Origin of the sequence: uncultured Algibacter sp., from assembly GCF_947495925.1 — a bacterium.
GTDB lineage: Bacteria > Bacteroidota > Bacteroidia > Flavobacteriales > Flavobacteriaceae > Algibacter_E.
In genome coordinates, this window is sequence record NZ_CANMAU010000009.1 from 12,658 (window position 1) to 27,998 (window position 15,341).

Genomic DNA, 15,341 nt, shown 5'->3' on the forward strand with positions numbered 1-15,341 from the left:
TTAATCTCTTGCTGGTAATACTCTTAACCAAAATTGCGCTATTGGATTACCTTTAGCTTTTTCGGCTGCTGCTGCATTTCTAACAGAAGCAGGTCTAGTATCAGTTGTTCTTTGATTTCTCATAGTGAAATTTCTATATATATAAGCATTGCGCTGTCTTCCACTTTGAGAAAAATTATTAGACATATTTGAAGTATTTGTTACACCATCATCAGATTGACCATCCTGCAAAACTATTTCTGTAAATGGCGCCGCAGGGCCTGTCGCATTAGATACTAGTTCACCTGCTCCTTTTTGCACTAATTCTTCTGACACTCCATTTTCTGCTGCTTCTATTGTTAAAGAAGTTAATGTGTTTACTGTACCTAATACACCTGCTTTTTTCGCTATACTTTTCGCTACTTTACTTCCTGTTTCTTTAGCAACAACTTCACCTCCTACTTCAACAAAATCATCGCCAGTATCTACAGTCGGCTCAATATCTTCTTTAAAAAGAGATGCTATGCTATTCGCCATATCATTCAAAGATTTATTTACTTTATTTACTGCTGTTTCAAAAGACCTAGCAATTCCTTCTCCAATTCCATTTATAGGGTTTCCTCCGCAGCAATCTTCTTCTGCAAAAGGTTTCATTCCATCTGGATCTATAAATCTAATAGGATTATCAAACGCATAGTTATAAGGTGAGTGCCTTCTCATCTGTTCAGCAAGAGGATCAAGGTTCATCCATCTGCCAAGAGCAGGGTCATAGTTACGTGCCGTAATATCGTACCAATTCAAACCTAACTCATCTTGATATTCCATTCCACCGAATTTTCTTTTGAGCGCTAAGTTAGTAGAATTTACGTTAGTATTATACCCTTTATGTTTGAGTCCAAAGGGATAGTAGTTTATGCATTTTTTTTAATCAGACACCCATTTTTCAGTCGGTCAACTCCAAAAATTTTATTTAAAAGAACGTTTTTTATTCAACCTCTAATATACGGATTGGTATTTATTCCGCACCAATAAAATCCAGTTTTTTGTCTGCAAAAACCCTCTGTATTTAATTGGTTTCCTTTCCCTCGATATTTTACATAAAACGGGTTATAGTACTTCCTCGCACCACCAATGGCGTAGCTATAACCAGTTTTATGTAAAATACTCCCTTTCGCCTTTCTGCCAACGCTTTTTGAGCAAGTTTATGAAGAACAAGTCATTTTAAAAGCTGATGCAACTCCACCGCATTTTCATCCTCTGTTACATCAACTTTTAAAACGTTTTATTGTTAGTGGAAAAAGAGGTTGGCGAAGCGTGGATTTTCCACTAACAATAAAATGCTAGAGGTTTTGCGACGATTGAGCAAAATAATTAACGTTTCCGAGTGCGCTGGCAGTAGCGTTGGCAAAAAGCGTTGGACGAGCGGATATTTTACATAATTTACATTATAACGACAGTTTTTTATTCATCAAAATAACAACACTAAAAACTGTGCGAAGCGGACTTATAATGCCAATTATGTAAACATAGCTTGGGTGATGTGTGGCGAGCGGAACAAAACAAAAAACAGAGGATTTTGAGGAACGATAAAACTGAATTTTGTTTTGTGGGGATTTAATCTCTATCAGCTTTGTAGCCTATTTCTTTTCGAGGCTTTTCATTCTCTTTTTTATCAATCAATTCATCCAAGTAGTTAAAAACCAATTCAATATTCTTGCTGTGATTTGTTAGCTTCTTTTTGATTTCTTCAACTTCAAGTTTAAGACTTAAATTGTCTGTAAGCATTTCACGAAGTTTGGTAAAAATCCTCATTATTTGGATATTGACTGCAATTGCTTTTTTACTGTTCAAAGCACTTGATAACATCAGTACACCGTGTTCTGTAAATACATAAGGTAATTTTCTTCTTCCTCCCCAACTTGGTGTTGTGTTTTGCGACTTTAAAGTTTCCCATTCTATTTCCGTTAGTTGGAACATAAAATCATCTGGAAACCTGTCTATATTTCGTTTTACTTGTTGGTTTAAAACCCTTGTTTCTACTTCATAAAGTTCTGCTAAATCACTATCTAACATTACTTTTTGGTCTCTTATGTAGTAAATCTTACTGATAACTACTTCGTCTGGTATGATTAATTTATCGCTCATTTATTTCTAATATTTAACAAAAATAACAACTTGATATCACAATTTGTGATATCAAGTTTGATTTATTTTCTTTTAGCTAATAGGATGGAAGTTGTTGACGATTTCGTGCAAGTTTTCTAAATCATCCTGTAAATATCTTTCGGTTGAACTGATGTAACGATGTCCAGCTAAATATTGAACTTGTCGCAAATTATATTGACCTAACCAATTTGTAATTACACTTGCTCTAATCTGTTTTATGTTTTCAGCTTTTTGATTGTACTTTTTTAACTTCTTTATAATCTGTGAAGTGAGTACATTAAATCTTGTGTTGATTGGAAAGAGTTGTTCTGTATAGTTTTTTAGTCGCTTTTGCAATATTGGCAACACTTCGTTTTGGTAATTTATAAATTCCATTATCTGCCAAGGTTTTAACTCCAATTCTCTTGCGTTACTTCTTAGTGTACTTGGAACATATATTTTACCTTTTGATAGTTGCAGATGTTCTGTTTTTAACTTGCTTAAACTTGTTGTATTTAAGCCTTGATAAACGATTAATCCGATTATAACTTTATTCCTTTTTGCACAAACTAATGCATATTTATCTGTGGCATTGCCACTTTCAAAGGAGTAATATAAATCCTCTAATTCGTCAGCATCCAACAAATCATAATTCGCCGTTCTTTTTGTTCCTTTTACAATAGTACTTTCTATTGGGTTATCAATTCTATAAGCTTCATCTATCAAGTAATTAAAGTAGATTTTTACACTTCTTAATCTATGGTTGATGGTCTTTTTACTATTGCCTTTTCGGGTTAGATATTTGATGAATTTTAAACACATTTTATAATCAATTTGTTTTGGTGAAGTATGATTGCGCTTGCACCATTTTTTAAAGAGTTCTATCTGTTTTTCGTTTCCTGTAATAGTTGTTTCGCTATAATCCTGTTCCTGTAAATATGTTCTATAATCATTCATTTTCAATCGATTTTAAAAGATGTGTATAGATTTGGGTAGATTCCAGAGAAGTATGGCCTAAAAAAGTTTTTATGCTTTCTAATGGCACTTCCTGTTGTAGTAGATGTGTTGCTATACTATGACGTAAAATGTGTAAAGTAATATGCTTCTCAACGATGTTTTTATTGTTGGTTGATGTTACAATTGCTTTCAATCGATTTGCAAAACTCATGCCTTGCATTCGAGTTCCGTTCTTGTTTACAAAGAGAGCTTCACTTAAATTGGATTGGTAAAATTCTGGTCGCCCTTCGTAAATGTAATCTTCCAATATTTCTGCATTCTTTCGGTTGATTGGTATAAACCGTTCTTTATAGTTTTTTCCTTTTCTAACAAACACTCTTTCCTTATCAAAATAAATATCGCTTAGATTTAAATGTACTGCTTCATTTCTTCGTAAGCCACAACTGTATAGTATTGTTAAAATGGCTTTATCTCTTAATCTAAATCGTGGTTCACTATGACTAAATTCTGTAGCTTCAAAAAGTTCCTTGATTTCGCTTTGAGTAAGTATATTAAGTTTTTCCTCTGTTGGTTGTTTCTCTGATTTTAGATGCACGCTCAAGCGTGATTTGGCATTATGCTGTTTTAGGTAATCACTAAATTTCTTTAATGCCTGTTGATGCTTATTTAAATAGCTTTTACTTAAACTTCCACTTTGTCTTTCGTTGGCTCTTTGTTGTAATTTTCGGTAATAATCTTTTACTATTTTGGTTGTGATTTGATTGATATTTTTAATGCCATTATTCTCTAAATAATAGAAGAACTCTTGCAAATGGTTTGGTAAGTTATATACTGTAGTTTCTGCATAACCCAAGATGTCCAACCAGTCTTTATAATTGGCAACGAACATCTTAAAAATGGTGTTTTGTAACTTTAATTTTTTCATCGCTTGACCTTTTTTGGGTTTATATGGCGAGTTGAGTTTAACTAATTGGTTTTCTATTTTTTAACCTCGCCATTTTGTTGGTGGCGACTTGGTGGCGATGTGGCGATTTCTCGGTGTTGTGTCGGTGTTGTGAGCTTCGATACACAAGTGTTTAAGGCATCGTCAATTTGCTGTTTAAGATTTGTGTATTCGTCCACGTCTACAATTTTAAAACAGTAACTTTTGGTCTTTACTTTCTTAACTCTTTGTATATAATTTTCTGCCAATAATTGCCCATTGTAACGTCTTAAAGTGGTTTCCTTAATTCGTAAGTGTCGCCTAATTTCAGCATTGGTAAAAGTCGTTTGATTGTTTTCTTTTAAATAGGCTTTCAAGCGTTCTAAATGGTTTCGTATTGCTCCTGTAATCGTGTCACTTTTACGCAATAAAACATCTATGATTAATTCGTTAGCTTCTTTAATATCTTCGATTGTCGTTTCTATAAATTCTTCTCCTGTGTCTTTATCGTAAAGCTTTTCCCTTTGGTACTGCTTGTAAAATGTAATCGCTTCAATGAACTGTAAATAATGGCTATTGGTTCTTCGTGGTTTAAATACAGATTTTGGTAATTCAAGATATTCTGCAAAAGGATTAATCACTTTTATTGGTTTTAATAATCGTTGTACATTTTTCAGTAATTCTCTTGATTGTATTTCGTCTTGCTCATTTAATTTACCTGCGGAGGCTCTCCGCTGGTAATCCATTATTTTTTGGTCTTGCTGTTCGCTTTCATCGATGTATAAAAGGAAGTTTCTATTTGAGTTGTCTTCGTAAATGCTTTCCTGTGTGGTGCAACCTGCAACACTTACAGGACCTTCAACTGTTAGATGTATGGTTTTGGTTGTGCCTTTTGTGTCTTTATGAACTACCGTTTTTGTTATTCGCTTTTTAGATTGTAATTCTCGTAATGGATAGAGTACAGATTCAGCACCATCTAAATCCTCAATCAATATTAATTTGTGCTGTAATTCAGTTCGATTGAAGTAATAAAAAGCGTTTGCAGATAATACTGTGATTTCTACTTTATCTTCTTCCGGAATAAGTTCAGCAACCTTACTTTGTAAATGTGTCTTACCAACTCCCGAACTTCCCAAGCTGATGCAATGCAATGGGTTATTAGTTTTGCGAGACGTAAAGATTAGATACATTGTTTGCCTGTTGTATTCTTCTCCGATTACTCCAGACTTTCCGATTAGGTCATTGGTTCGTTTTAGTAGATTGGATTTCTTTAAAAATGCAACTGCTTGTTTTTCTTCTGTTGCAGATAGTTCTTTGTAGTAGGGTTGGTTTTCCTTTTCGTATTGGTCAATCAATAAAAATCTGTAGTTTTCTAATTCTTTGGTTAAATCCTGTAATGTTCTACGTGCCACACTTGTTCCTATTTCCAAGCGTTCCGCTATTTTTCGAGTAAACTTTTCTATTTGGTTATCGTTGTATAAATCTATGGAATGCCTTAAAATATTGTGCTGTTTTGGTTTTTGAACACTTAACGTTATTCGTAAACTTTCTAGTTTATTGAGTTTAATACCGCCCAAAATATGTATCTCTAAATGTTTTGTGGTGTACTCGTAGTTGTTCGGGTTGGAAGTATTGAGCATTGTTGATAAATTAATTTTCTGACCTATTTATCACAAAACTAAAACATTTATCAGATTTAAACAAGGTTTATATATCTTTGTTATGCTATTTTTATCAGTTATATTTGCCTAAAACTTATTATATATAGCATTTTAACGACTTTTAAGTATGACTTTAGGACAACAAATAACAAAACTCCGTAAACAAAAGAAGCTTTCGCAAAACGATTTAGGAAAAAAAGTAGGAACTTCAGGAGATATTATTGGGCGTTATGAACGTGATGAAGTAAATCCATCTGTTGAAGTGGCTTCAAGGATTGCCAATGTACTTGAAGTGAGTTTGGATTTCTTGATTGGCAAACAGAATATTGAAGTTGACAGGCAACTGTTAAAACGTGTTATCGAGGTACAGCAGATGAACGATGAAGATAGAGAGCATATTCTTTATACGCTTGATGCACTCATTAAATCTGTGAAACTTAAATCTATTGCATAAAAAAAACCACAACTTTTACATTGTGGTTCTGTGTTTTTATTACTTCCAATACTAATAATCACAAACTAGTGGGAACATTTAGATTTACATCTTTAACATAGACTTCCTTTTCAAAATATATTTTCCTTTCTTCTCTATTGATAGAATCATTGTTGTTTTCATAAAATTCTAAAACATATCCCCTAATAATTTTTTTCCCAGAAGTTTTAAATTTTTTTCCAAAAACAACTGTATAGTTAGGATTGTTATTTGGAAACCATTGTTGATTCTTAATATCTTTTTTCAGGTTATAAAAAGTATCTATTTGAATTTTTCCATCATTAGAGAAATTTTTATCAAAATTTACATTTTCATCATATGGAAGACAAACAGTTGCTTCTGAATTAGCATTTTCAAAAAGGGGTACGTATAAATAGGCTACAGCTCTAAAGGGTTCCAGTAAGGAAATAGTGTCTTTTACAACATCTATTTTGCAAAAATTACCACCATATACAGTGTCTCCTTTTTTGTTAAAAGACCAAGATTGATTTAAATATTGTTCATTGTTTATGATTTTATATTCTCTCACTATCTCTAACAAACCTTTTTTATTATAAAATTTCCATTTACCAATACCTATGTTTTTATCATTAACAAACCCTTCTTTAAGAAGAACACCATTATCAAATACCACTTCTTTTATACCATCATTACTGTAATATCTTATATAATCAATTTTCAAAGAAGTCTTTTCGTTATAAAACAATGATGAATCGACTAGTCTTCCATTCTTATAATTATGCAATAATTTTAAGTTCCCATTGGTATAATATTCTTTATAGGCGCCGTCATACTTTTCCTTTTTTAAATGATATTCTCTTTTTATTGAACCATCATCATAAAAATCCTTTATTGTTTGACTGCATGAACTTAAAACCAATAAAGCAATAAGCACAATATTACAGGTTAAAAATTTATCTATTTTCATTTTAATATCTTAATCCTTTACGTTCTTCTACTGTTACAGAATCTATAGTTCCAGTACTCATAAAATTTATTGAATCTTGCTTTGTATCAGTACGACTAGTTCTATTTTGAACACTAACATTTTTGCCTCCTCTATAGGCTCTTGTGGTATAACCTACAGTTGTTCGTGTGGCGTTGGTAGATACTTCTCCAGTTGTATTTGTCGTACTCATTGAACCACCACTACTTGTCGCATTATTTATATTCTCTGCATTAGACACCATTTTTTTACCGTCTCCCATTCCTTTTTTAACATTTGTGGCAGTAGTTTTAGCTGTAGAAGCACTATTAGTCGTTGACATTGGCCGCCCTTTATTAGGATTGGTTCTACCTGTTTTAACTAAACTAGCCACTTTAACAATATCATCAGCAGGAACTGTTTCAGTATTTCCATTTCCTTTATCTTTTAATGATAAATCTCCCTGTCCAGTCTTACTTGTATAATCAACACCACTACTTCCATCTCTACCACTATCTGTAGCTCTTCCCGAAGGAGCATTAAAACTTTCTCCATCATTATAAAAGAAATCTGACACTGCATCGCCAGCATCACTAATAGCACCTCCTACAGCATCAACTCCAGAGCCTACCCATGACAAAAAGGACTTTCCTTGTTCTTTTAACCATCCAACTGGGTCAGGTATTCCAGGTGGTGGGTCTCCAGGTCCAAAAGGCATCATTCCATCTGGGTCAATAAAGTAAATTGGATTATCAAACGCATAATTATAAGGAGAGTGTCTTCTCATCATTTCAGCCAAAGGGTCAAGGTTCATCCAACGCCCTAAAGCTGGGTCGTAATTTCTTGCTGTTATATCATACCAACCTAAACCTAATTCATCTTGGTACTCTTTACCACCAAACCTATACTTCAAAGCTGGATTAGTTGAGTTTACTACAGAATTGTAACCTTTATGACGTAATCCAAAGGGATAGTAGTTTATGCATTTTTTTTAATCAGACACCCATTTTTCAGTCGGTCAACTCCAAAAATTTTATTTAAAAGAACGTTTTTTATTCAACCTCTAATATACGGATTGGTATTTATTCCGCACCAATAAAATCCAGTTTTTTGTCTGCAAAAACCCTCTGTATTTAATTGGTTTCCTTTCCCTCGATATTTTACATAAAACGGGTTATAGTACTTCCTCGCACCACCAATGGCGTAGCTATAACCAGTTTTATGTAAAATACTCCCTTTCGCCTTTCTGCCAACGCTTTTTGAGCAAGTTTATGAAGAACAAGTCATTTTAAAAGCTGATGCAACTCCACCGCATTTTCATCCTCTGTTACATCAACTTTTAAAACGTTTTATTGTTAGTGGAAAAAGAGGTTGGCGAAGCGTGGATTTTCCACTAACAATAAAATGCTAGAGGTTTTGCGACGATTGAGCAAAATAATTAACGTTTCCGAGTGCGCTGGCAGTAGCGTTGGCAAAAAGCGTTGGACGAGCGGATATTTTACATAATTTACATTATAACGACAGTTTTTTATTCATCAAAATAACAACACTAAAAACTGTGCGAAGCGGACTTATAATGCCAATTATGTAAACATAGCTTGGGTGATGTGTGGCGAGCGGAACAAAACAAAAAACAGAGGATTTTGAGGAACGATAAAACTGAATTTTGTTTTGTGGGGATTTAATCTCTATCAGCTTTGTAGCCTATTTCTTTTCGAGGCTTTTCATTCTCTTTTTTATCAATCAATTCATCCAAGTAGTTAAAAACCAATTCAATATTCTTGCTGTGATTTGTTAGCTTCTTTTTGATTTCTTCAACTTCAAGTTTAAGACTTAAATTGTCTGTAAGCATTTCACGAAGTTTGGTAAAAATCCTCATTATTTGGATATTGACTGCAATTGCTTTTTTACTGTTCAAAGCACTTGATAACATCAGTACACCGTGTTCTGTAAATACATAAGGTAATTTTCTTCTTCCTCCCCAACTTGGTGTTGTGTTTTGCGACTTTAAAGTTTCCCATTCTATTTCCGTTAGTTGGAACATAAAATCATCTGGAAACCTGTCTATATTTCGTTTTACTTGTTGGTTTAAAACCCTTGTTTCTACTTCATAAAGTTCTGCTAAATCACTATCTAACATTACTTTTTGGTCTCTTATGTAGTAAATCTTACTGATAACTACTTCGTCTGGTATGATTAATTTATCGCTCATTTATTTCTAATATTTAACAAAAATAACAACTTGATATCACAATTTGTGATATCAAGTTTGATTTATTTTCTTTTAGCTAATAGGATGGAAGTTGTTGACGATTTCGTGCAAGTTTTCTAAATCATCCTGTAAATATCTTTCGGTTGAACTGATGTAACGATGTCCAGCTAAATATTGAACTTGTCGCAAATTATATTGACCTAACCAATTTGTAATTACACTTGCTCTAATCTGTTTTATGTTTTCAGCTTTTTGATTGTACTTTTTTAACTTCTTTATAATCTGTGAAGTGAGTACATTAAATCTTGTGTTGATTGGAAAGAGTTGTTCTGTATAGTTTTTTAGTCGCTTTTGCAATATTGGCAACACTTCGTTTTGGTAATTTATAAATTCCATTATCTGCCAAGGTTTTAACTCCAATTCTCTTGCGTTACTTCTTAGTGTACTTGGAACATATATTTTACCTTTTGATAGTTGCAGATGTTCTGTTTTTAACTTGCTTAAACTTGTTGTATTTAAGCCTTGATAAACGATTAATCCGATTATAACTTTATTCCTTTTTGCACAAACTAATGCATATTTATCTGTGGCATTGCCACTTTCAAAGGAGTAATATAAATCCTCTAATTCGTCAGCATCCAACAAATCATAATTCGCCGTTCTTTTTGTTCCTTTTACAATAGTACTTTCTATTGGGTTATCAATTCTATAAGCTTCATCTATCAAGTAATTAAAGTAGATTTTTACACTTCTTAATCTATGGTTGATGGTCTTTTTACTATTGCCTTTTCGGGTTAGATATTTGATGAATTTTAAACACATTTTATAATCAATTTGTTTTGGTGAAGTATGATTGCGCTTGCACCATTTTTTAAAGAGTTCTATCTGTTTTTCGTTTCCTGTAATAGTTGTTTCGCTATAATCCTGTTCCTGTAAATATGTTCTATAATCATTCATTTTCAATCGATTTTAAAAGATGTGTATAGATTTGGGTAGATTCCAGAGAAGTATGGCCTAAAAAAGTTTTTATGCTTTCTAATGGCACTTCCTGTTGTAGTAGATGTGTTGCTATACTATGACGTAAAATGTGTAAAGTAATATGCTTCTCAACGATGTTTTTATTGTTGGTTGATGTTACAATTGCTTTCAATCGATTTGCAAAACTCATGCCTTGCATTCGAGTTCCGTTCTTGTTTACAAAGAGAGCTTCACTTAAATTGGATTGGTAAAATTCTGGTCGCCCTTCGTAAATGTAATCTTCCAATATTTCTGCATTCTTTCGGTTGATTGGTATAAACCGTTCTTTATAGTTTTTTCCTTTTCTAACAAACACTCTTTCCTTATCAAAATAAATATCGCTTAGATTTAAATGTACTGCTTCATTTCTTCGTAAGCCACAACTGTATAGTATTGTTAAAATGGCTTTATCTCTTAATCTAAATCGTGGTTCACTATGACTAAATTCTGTAGCTTCAAAAAGTTCCTTGATTTCGCTTTGAGTAAGTATATTAAGTTTTTCCTCTGTTGGTTGTTTCTCTGATTTTAGATGCACGCTCAAGCGTGATTTGGCATTATGCTGTTTTAGGTAATCACTAAATTTCTTTAATGCCTGTTGATGCTTATTTAAATAGCTTTTACTTAAACTTCCACTTTGTCTTTCGTTGGCTCTTTGTTGTAATTTTCGGTAATAATCTTTTACTATTTTGGTTGTGATTTGATTGATATTTTTAATGCCATTATTCTCTAAATAATAGAAGAACTCTTGCAAATGGTTTGGTAAGTTATATACTGTAGTTTCTGCATAACCCAAGATGTCCAACCAGTCTTTATAATTGGCAACGAACATCTTAAAAATGGTGTTTTGTAACTTTAATTTTTTCATCGCTTGACCTTTTTTGGGTTTATATGGCGAGTTGAGTTTAACTAATTGGTTTTCTATTTTTTAACCTCGCCATTTTGTTGGTGGCGACTTGGTGGCGATGTGGCGATTTCTCGGTGTTGTGTCGGTGTTGTGAGCTTCGATACACAAGTGTTTAAGGCATCGTCAATTTGCTGTTTAAGATTTGTGTATTCGTCCACGTCTACAATTTTAAAACAGTAACTTTTGGTCTTTACTTTCTTAACTCTTTGTATATAATTTTCTGCCAATAATTGCCCATTGTAACGTCTTAAAGTGGTTTCCTTAATTCGTAAGTGTCGCCTAATTTCAGCATTGGTAAAAGTCGTTTGATTGTTTTCTTTTAAATAGGCTTTCAAGCGTTCTAAATGGTTTCGTATTGCTCCTGTAATCGTGTCACTTTTACGCAATAAAACATCTATGATTAATTCGTTAGCTTCTTTAATATCTTCGATTGTCGTTTCTATAAATTCTTCTCCTGTGTCTTTATCGTAAAGCTTTTCCCTTTGGTACTGCTTGTAAAATGTAATCGCTTCAATGAACTGTAAATAATGGCTATTGGTTCTTCGTGGTTTAAATACAGATTTTGGTAATTCAAGATATTCTGCAAAAGGATTAATCACTTTTATTGGTTTTAATAATCGTTGTACATTTTTCAGTAATTCTCTTGATTGTATTTCGTCTTGCTCATTTAATTTACCTGCGGAGGCTCTCCGCTGGTAATCCATTATTTTTTGGTCTTGCTGTTCGCTTTCATCGATGTATAAAAGGAAGTTTCTATTTGAGTTGTCTTCGTAAATGCTTTCCTGTGTGGTGCAACCTGCAACACTTACAGGACCTTCAACTGTTAGATGTATGGTTTTGGTTGTGCCTTTTGTGTCTTTATGAACTACCGTTTTTGTTATTCGCTTTTTAGATTGTAATTCTCGTAATGGATAGAGTACAGATTCAGCACCATCTAAATCCTCAATCAATATTAATTTGTGCTGTAATTCAGTTCGATTGAAGTAATAAAAAGCGTTTGCAGATAATACTGTGATTTCTACTTTATCTTCTTCCGGAATAAGTTCAGCAACCTTACTTTGTAAATGTGTCTTACCAACTCCCGAACTTCCCAAGCTGATGCAATGCAATGGGTTATTAGTTTTGCGAGACGTAAAGATTAGATACATTGTTTGCCTGTTGTATTCTTCTCCGATTACTCCAGACTTTCCGATTAGGTCATTGGTTCGTTTTAGTAGATTGGATTTCTTTAAAAATGCAACTGCTTGTTTTTCTTCTGTTGCAGATAGTTCTTTGTAGTAGGGTTGGTTTTCCTTTTCGTATTGGTCAATCAATAAAAATCTGTAGTTTTCTAATTCTTTGGTTAAATCCTGTAATGTTCTACGTGCCACACTTGTTCCTATTTCCAAGCGTTCCGCTATTTTTCGAGTAAACTTTTCTATTTGGTTATCGTTGTATAAATCTATGGAATGCCTTAAAATATTGTGCTGTTTTGGTTTTTGAACACTTAACGTTATTCGTAAACTTTCTAGTTTATTGAGTTTAATACCGCCCAAAATATGTATCTCTAAATGTTTTGTGGTGTACTCGTAGTTGTTCGGGTTGGAAGTATTGAGCATTGTTGATAAATTAATTTTCTGACCTATTTATCACAAAACTAAAACATTTATCAGATTTAAACAAGGTTTATATATCTTTGTTATGCTATTTTTATCAGTTATATTTGCCTAAAACTTATTATATATAGCATTTTAACGACTTTTAAGTATGACTTTAGGACAACAAATAACAAAACTCCGTAAACAAAAGAAGCTTTCGCAAAACGATTTAGGAAAAAAAGTAGGAACTTCAGGAGATATTATTGGGCGTTATGAACGTGATGAAGTAAATCCATCTGTTGAAGTGGCTTCAAGGATTGCCAATGTACTTGAAGTGAGTTTGGATTTCTTGATTGGCAAACAGAATATTGAAGTTGACAGGCAACTGTTAAAACGTGTTATCGAGGTACAGCAGATGAACGATGAAGATAGAGAGCATATTCTTTATACGCTTGATGCACTCATTAAATCTGTGAAACTTAAATCTATTGCATAAAAAAAACCACAACTTTTACATTGTGGTTCTGTGTTTTTATTACTTCCAATACTAATAATCACAAACTAGTGGGAACATTTAGATTTACATCTTTAACATAGACTTCCTTTTCAAAATATATTTTCCTTTCTTCTCTATTGATAGAATCATTGTTGTTTTCATAAAATTCTAAAACATATCCCCTAATAATTTTTTTCCCAGAAGTTTTAAATTTTTTTCCAAAAACAACTGTATAGTTAGGATTGTTATTTGGAAACCATTGTTGATTCTTAATATCTTTTTTCAGGTTATAAAAAGTATCTATTTGAATTTTTCCATCATTAGAGAAATTTTTATCAAAATTTACATTTTCATCATATGGAAGACAAACAGTTGCTTCTGAATTAGCATTTTCAAAAAGGGGTACGTATAAATAGGCTACAGCTCTAAAGGGTTCCAGTAAGGAAATAGTGTCTTTTACAACATCTATTTTGCAAAAATTACCACCATATACAGTGTCTCCTTTTTTGTTAAAAGACCAAGATTGATTTAAATATTGTTCATTGTTTATGATTTTATATTCTCTCACTATCTCTAACAAACCTTTTTTATTATAAAATTTCCATTTACCAATACCTATGTTTTTATCATTAACAAACCCTTCTTTAAGAAGAACACCATTATCAAATACCACTTCTTTTATACCATCATTACTGTAATATCTTATATAATCAATTTTCAAAGAAGTCTTTTCGTTATAAAACAATGATGAATCGACTAGTCTTCCATTCTTATAATTATGCAATAATTTTAAGTTCCCATTGGTATAATATTCTTTATAGGCGCCGTCATACTTTTCCTTTTTTAAATGATATTCTCTTTTTATTGAACCATCATCATAAAAATCCTTTATTGTTTGACTGCATGAACTTAAAACCAATAAAGCAATAAGCACAATATTACAGGTTAAAAATTTATCTATTTTCATTTTAATATCTTAATCCTTTACGTTCTTCTACTGTTACAGAATCTATAGTTCCAGTACTCATAAAATTTATTGAATCTTGCTTTGTATCAGTACGACTAGTTCTATTTTGAACACTAACATTTTTGCCTCCTCTATAGGCTCTTGTGGTATAACCTACAGTTGTTCGTGTGGCGTTGGTAGATACTTCTCCAGTTGTATTTGTCGTACTCATTGAACCACCACTACTTGTCGCATTATTTATATTCTCTGCATTAGACACCATTTTTTTACCGTCTCCCATTCCTTTTTTAACATTTGTGGCAGTAGTTTTAGCTGTAGAAGCACTATTAGTCGTTGACATTGGCCGCCCTTTATTAGGATTGGTTCTACCTGTTTTAACTAAACTAGCCACTTTAACAATATCATCAGCAGGAACTGTTTCAGTATTTCCATTTCCTTTATCTTTTAATGATAAATCTCCCTGTCCAGTCTTACTTGTATAATCAACACCACTACTTCCATCTCTACCACTATCTGTAGCTCTTCCCGAAGGAGCATTAAAACTTTCTCCATCATTATAAAAGAAATCTGACACTGCATCGCCAGCATCACTAATAGCACCTCCTACAGCATCAACTCCAGAGCCTACCCATGACAAAAAGGACTTTCCTTGTTCTTTTAACCATCCAACTGGGTCAGGTATTCCAGGTGGTGGGTCTCCAGGTCCAAAAGGCATCATTCCATCTGGGTCAATAAAGTAAATTGGATTATCAAACGCATAATTATAAGGAGAGTGTCTTCTCATCATTTCAGCCAAAGGGTCAAGGTTCATCCAACGCCCTAAAGCTGGGTCGTAATTTCTTGCTGTTATATCATACCAACCTAAACCTAATTCATCTTGGTACTCTTTACCACCAAACCTATACTTCAAAGCTGGATTAGTTGAGTTTACTACAGAATTGTAACCTTTATGACGTAATCCAAAGGGATAGTAGTTATTCTCCTCAATAATTTCATTTTCTTGAACAACTCCATCATTATCTAAATCTTGCCCTAATCCTTCAACATCAATATGTCCATCATTATCACTATCAGAGTAGGACAGTC

General features: G+C 32.9%; 15 protein-coding genes. 2 read left to right on the top strand and 13 right to left on the bottom strand.

Annotated features, from left to right (window positions below; translation table 11 throughout):
• The 5 genes from Q0857_RS16975 to Q0857_RS16285 form a co-directional block, all read right to left on the bottom strand.
• On the bottom strand, positions 1-894 hold the full coding sequence (locus tag Q0857_RS16975; RefSeq protein ID WP_367278101.1) for an RHS repeat domain-containing protein: 894 nt from the start codon (positions 892-894) through the stop codon (positions 1-3).
• Between the two features lie 699 nt (positions 895-1,593).
• A complete protein-coding gene (locus tag Q0857_RS16270; RefSeq protein WP_298537787.1) occupies positions 1,594-2,124 on the bottom strand; it encodes an ORF6N domain-containing protein in 531 nt (176 codons plus the stop codon).
• A gap of 72 nt (positions 2,125-2,196) precedes the next feature.
• Positions 2,197-3,081 (bottom strand): site-specific integrase, encoded by an 885-nt coding sequence (locus Q0857_RS16275; protein ID WP_298537791.1) that lies wholly within the window; start codon positions 3,079-3,081, stop codon positions 2,197-2,199.
• Positions 3,074-4,006, bottom strand: a complete 933-nt coding sequence (locus Q0857_RS16280) for a tyrosine-type recombinase/integrase (protein ID WP_298537794.1) — start codon at positions 4,004-4,006, stop codon at positions 3,074-3,076. The genes Q0857_RS16275 and Q0857_RS16280 overlap by 8 nt, the downstream gene beginning before the upstream one ends.
• 53 nt (positions 4,007-4,059) lie before the next feature.
• Complete coding sequence (locus Q0857_RS16285; protein WP_298537798.1) at positions 4,060-5,643, bottom strand: hypothetical protein; 1,584 nt, start codon at positions 5,641-5,643, stop codon at positions 4,060-4,062.
• A gap of 148 nt (positions 5,644-5,791) precedes the next feature.
• Here Q0857_RS16285 and Q0857_RS16290 point away from each other — a divergent pair, with 148 nt between their 5' ends.
• On the top strand, positions 5,792-6,118 hold the full coding sequence (locus tag Q0857_RS16290) for a helix-turn-helix transcriptional regulator (RefSeq protein WP_298537801.1): 327 nt from the start codon (positions 5,792-5,794) through the stop codon (positions 6,116-6,118).
• 58 nt (positions 6,119-6,176) lie between these two features.
• On the opposite strand, the gene Q0857_RS16295 is transcribed toward Q0857_RS16290, so the two are convergent.
• The 6 genes from Q0857_RS16295 to Q0857_RS16320 all read right to left on the bottom strand — a co-directional run bounded on the left by Q0857_RS16295 (position 6,177) and on the right by Q0857_RS16320 (position 12,813).
• A complete protein-coding gene (locus Q0857_RS16295; protein ID WP_298537804.1) occupies positions 6,177-7,085 on the bottom strand; it encodes a hypothetical protein in 909 nt (302 codons plus the stop codon).
• A 1-nt stretch (position 7,086) separates the two neighbouring features.
• Positions 7,087-8,064 (bottom strand): RHS repeat-associated core domain-containing protein, encoded by a 978-nt coding sequence (locus Q0857_RS16300; RefSeq protein ID WP_298537810.1) that lies wholly within the window; start codon positions 8,062-8,064, stop codon positions 7,087-7,089.
• A gap of 699 nt (positions 8,065-8,763) precedes the next feature.
• Positions 8,764-9,294: an ORF6N domain-containing protein gene (locus Q0857_RS16305; protein WP_298537787.1), complete on the bottom strand. Its 531-nt coding sequence runs from the start codon at positions 9,292-9,294 to the stop codon at positions 8,764-8,766.
• A gap of 72 nt (positions 9,295-9,366) precedes the next feature.
• The gene (locus tag Q0857_RS16310; RefSeq protein ID WP_298537791.1) at positions 9,367-10,251 is read right to left on the bottom strand and encodes a site-specific integrase; all 885 of its coding nucleotides are present in this window, start codon (positions 10,249-10,251) and stop codon (positions 9,367-9,369) included.
• Positions 10,244-11,176, bottom strand: a complete 933-nt coding sequence (locus Q0857_RS16315; RefSeq protein WP_298537794.1) for a tyrosine-type recombinase/integrase — start codon at positions 11,174-11,176, stop codon at positions 10,244-10,246. The genes Q0857_RS16310 and Q0857_RS16315 overlap by 8 nt, the downstream gene beginning before the upstream one ends.
• Before the next feature lie 53 nt (positions 11,177-11,229).
• Positions 11,230-12,813, bottom strand: coding sequence for a hypothetical protein (locus tag Q0857_RS16320; RefSeq protein WP_298537798.1), 1,584 nt, complete (start codon positions 12,811-12,813; stop codon positions 11,230-11,232).
• 148 nt (positions 12,814-12,961) lie between these two features.
• Between Q0857_RS16320 and Q0857_RS16325 the strand changes: the two genes are divergently transcribed.
• Positions 12,962-13,288: a helix-turn-helix transcriptional regulator gene (locus Q0857_RS16325; protein ID WP_298537801.1), complete on the top strand. Its 327-nt coding sequence runs from the start codon at positions 12,962-12,964 to the stop codon at positions 13,286-13,288.
• A gap of 58 nt (positions 13,289-13,346) precedes the next feature.
• On the opposite strand, the gene Q0857_RS16330 is transcribed toward Q0857_RS16325, so the two are convergent.
• On the bottom strand, positions 13,347-14,255 hold the full coding sequence (locus tag Q0857_RS16330) for a hypothetical protein (RefSeq protein WP_298537804.1): 909 nt from the start codon (positions 14,253-14,255) through the stop codon (positions 13,347-13,349).
• Between the two features lies 1 nt (position 14,256).
• Positions 14,257-15,341: RHS repeat-associated core domain-containing protein (locus Q0857_RS16335; RefSeq protein WP_298537807.1), on the bottom strand; the 1,085-nt coding region annotated here is incomplete at its 5' end.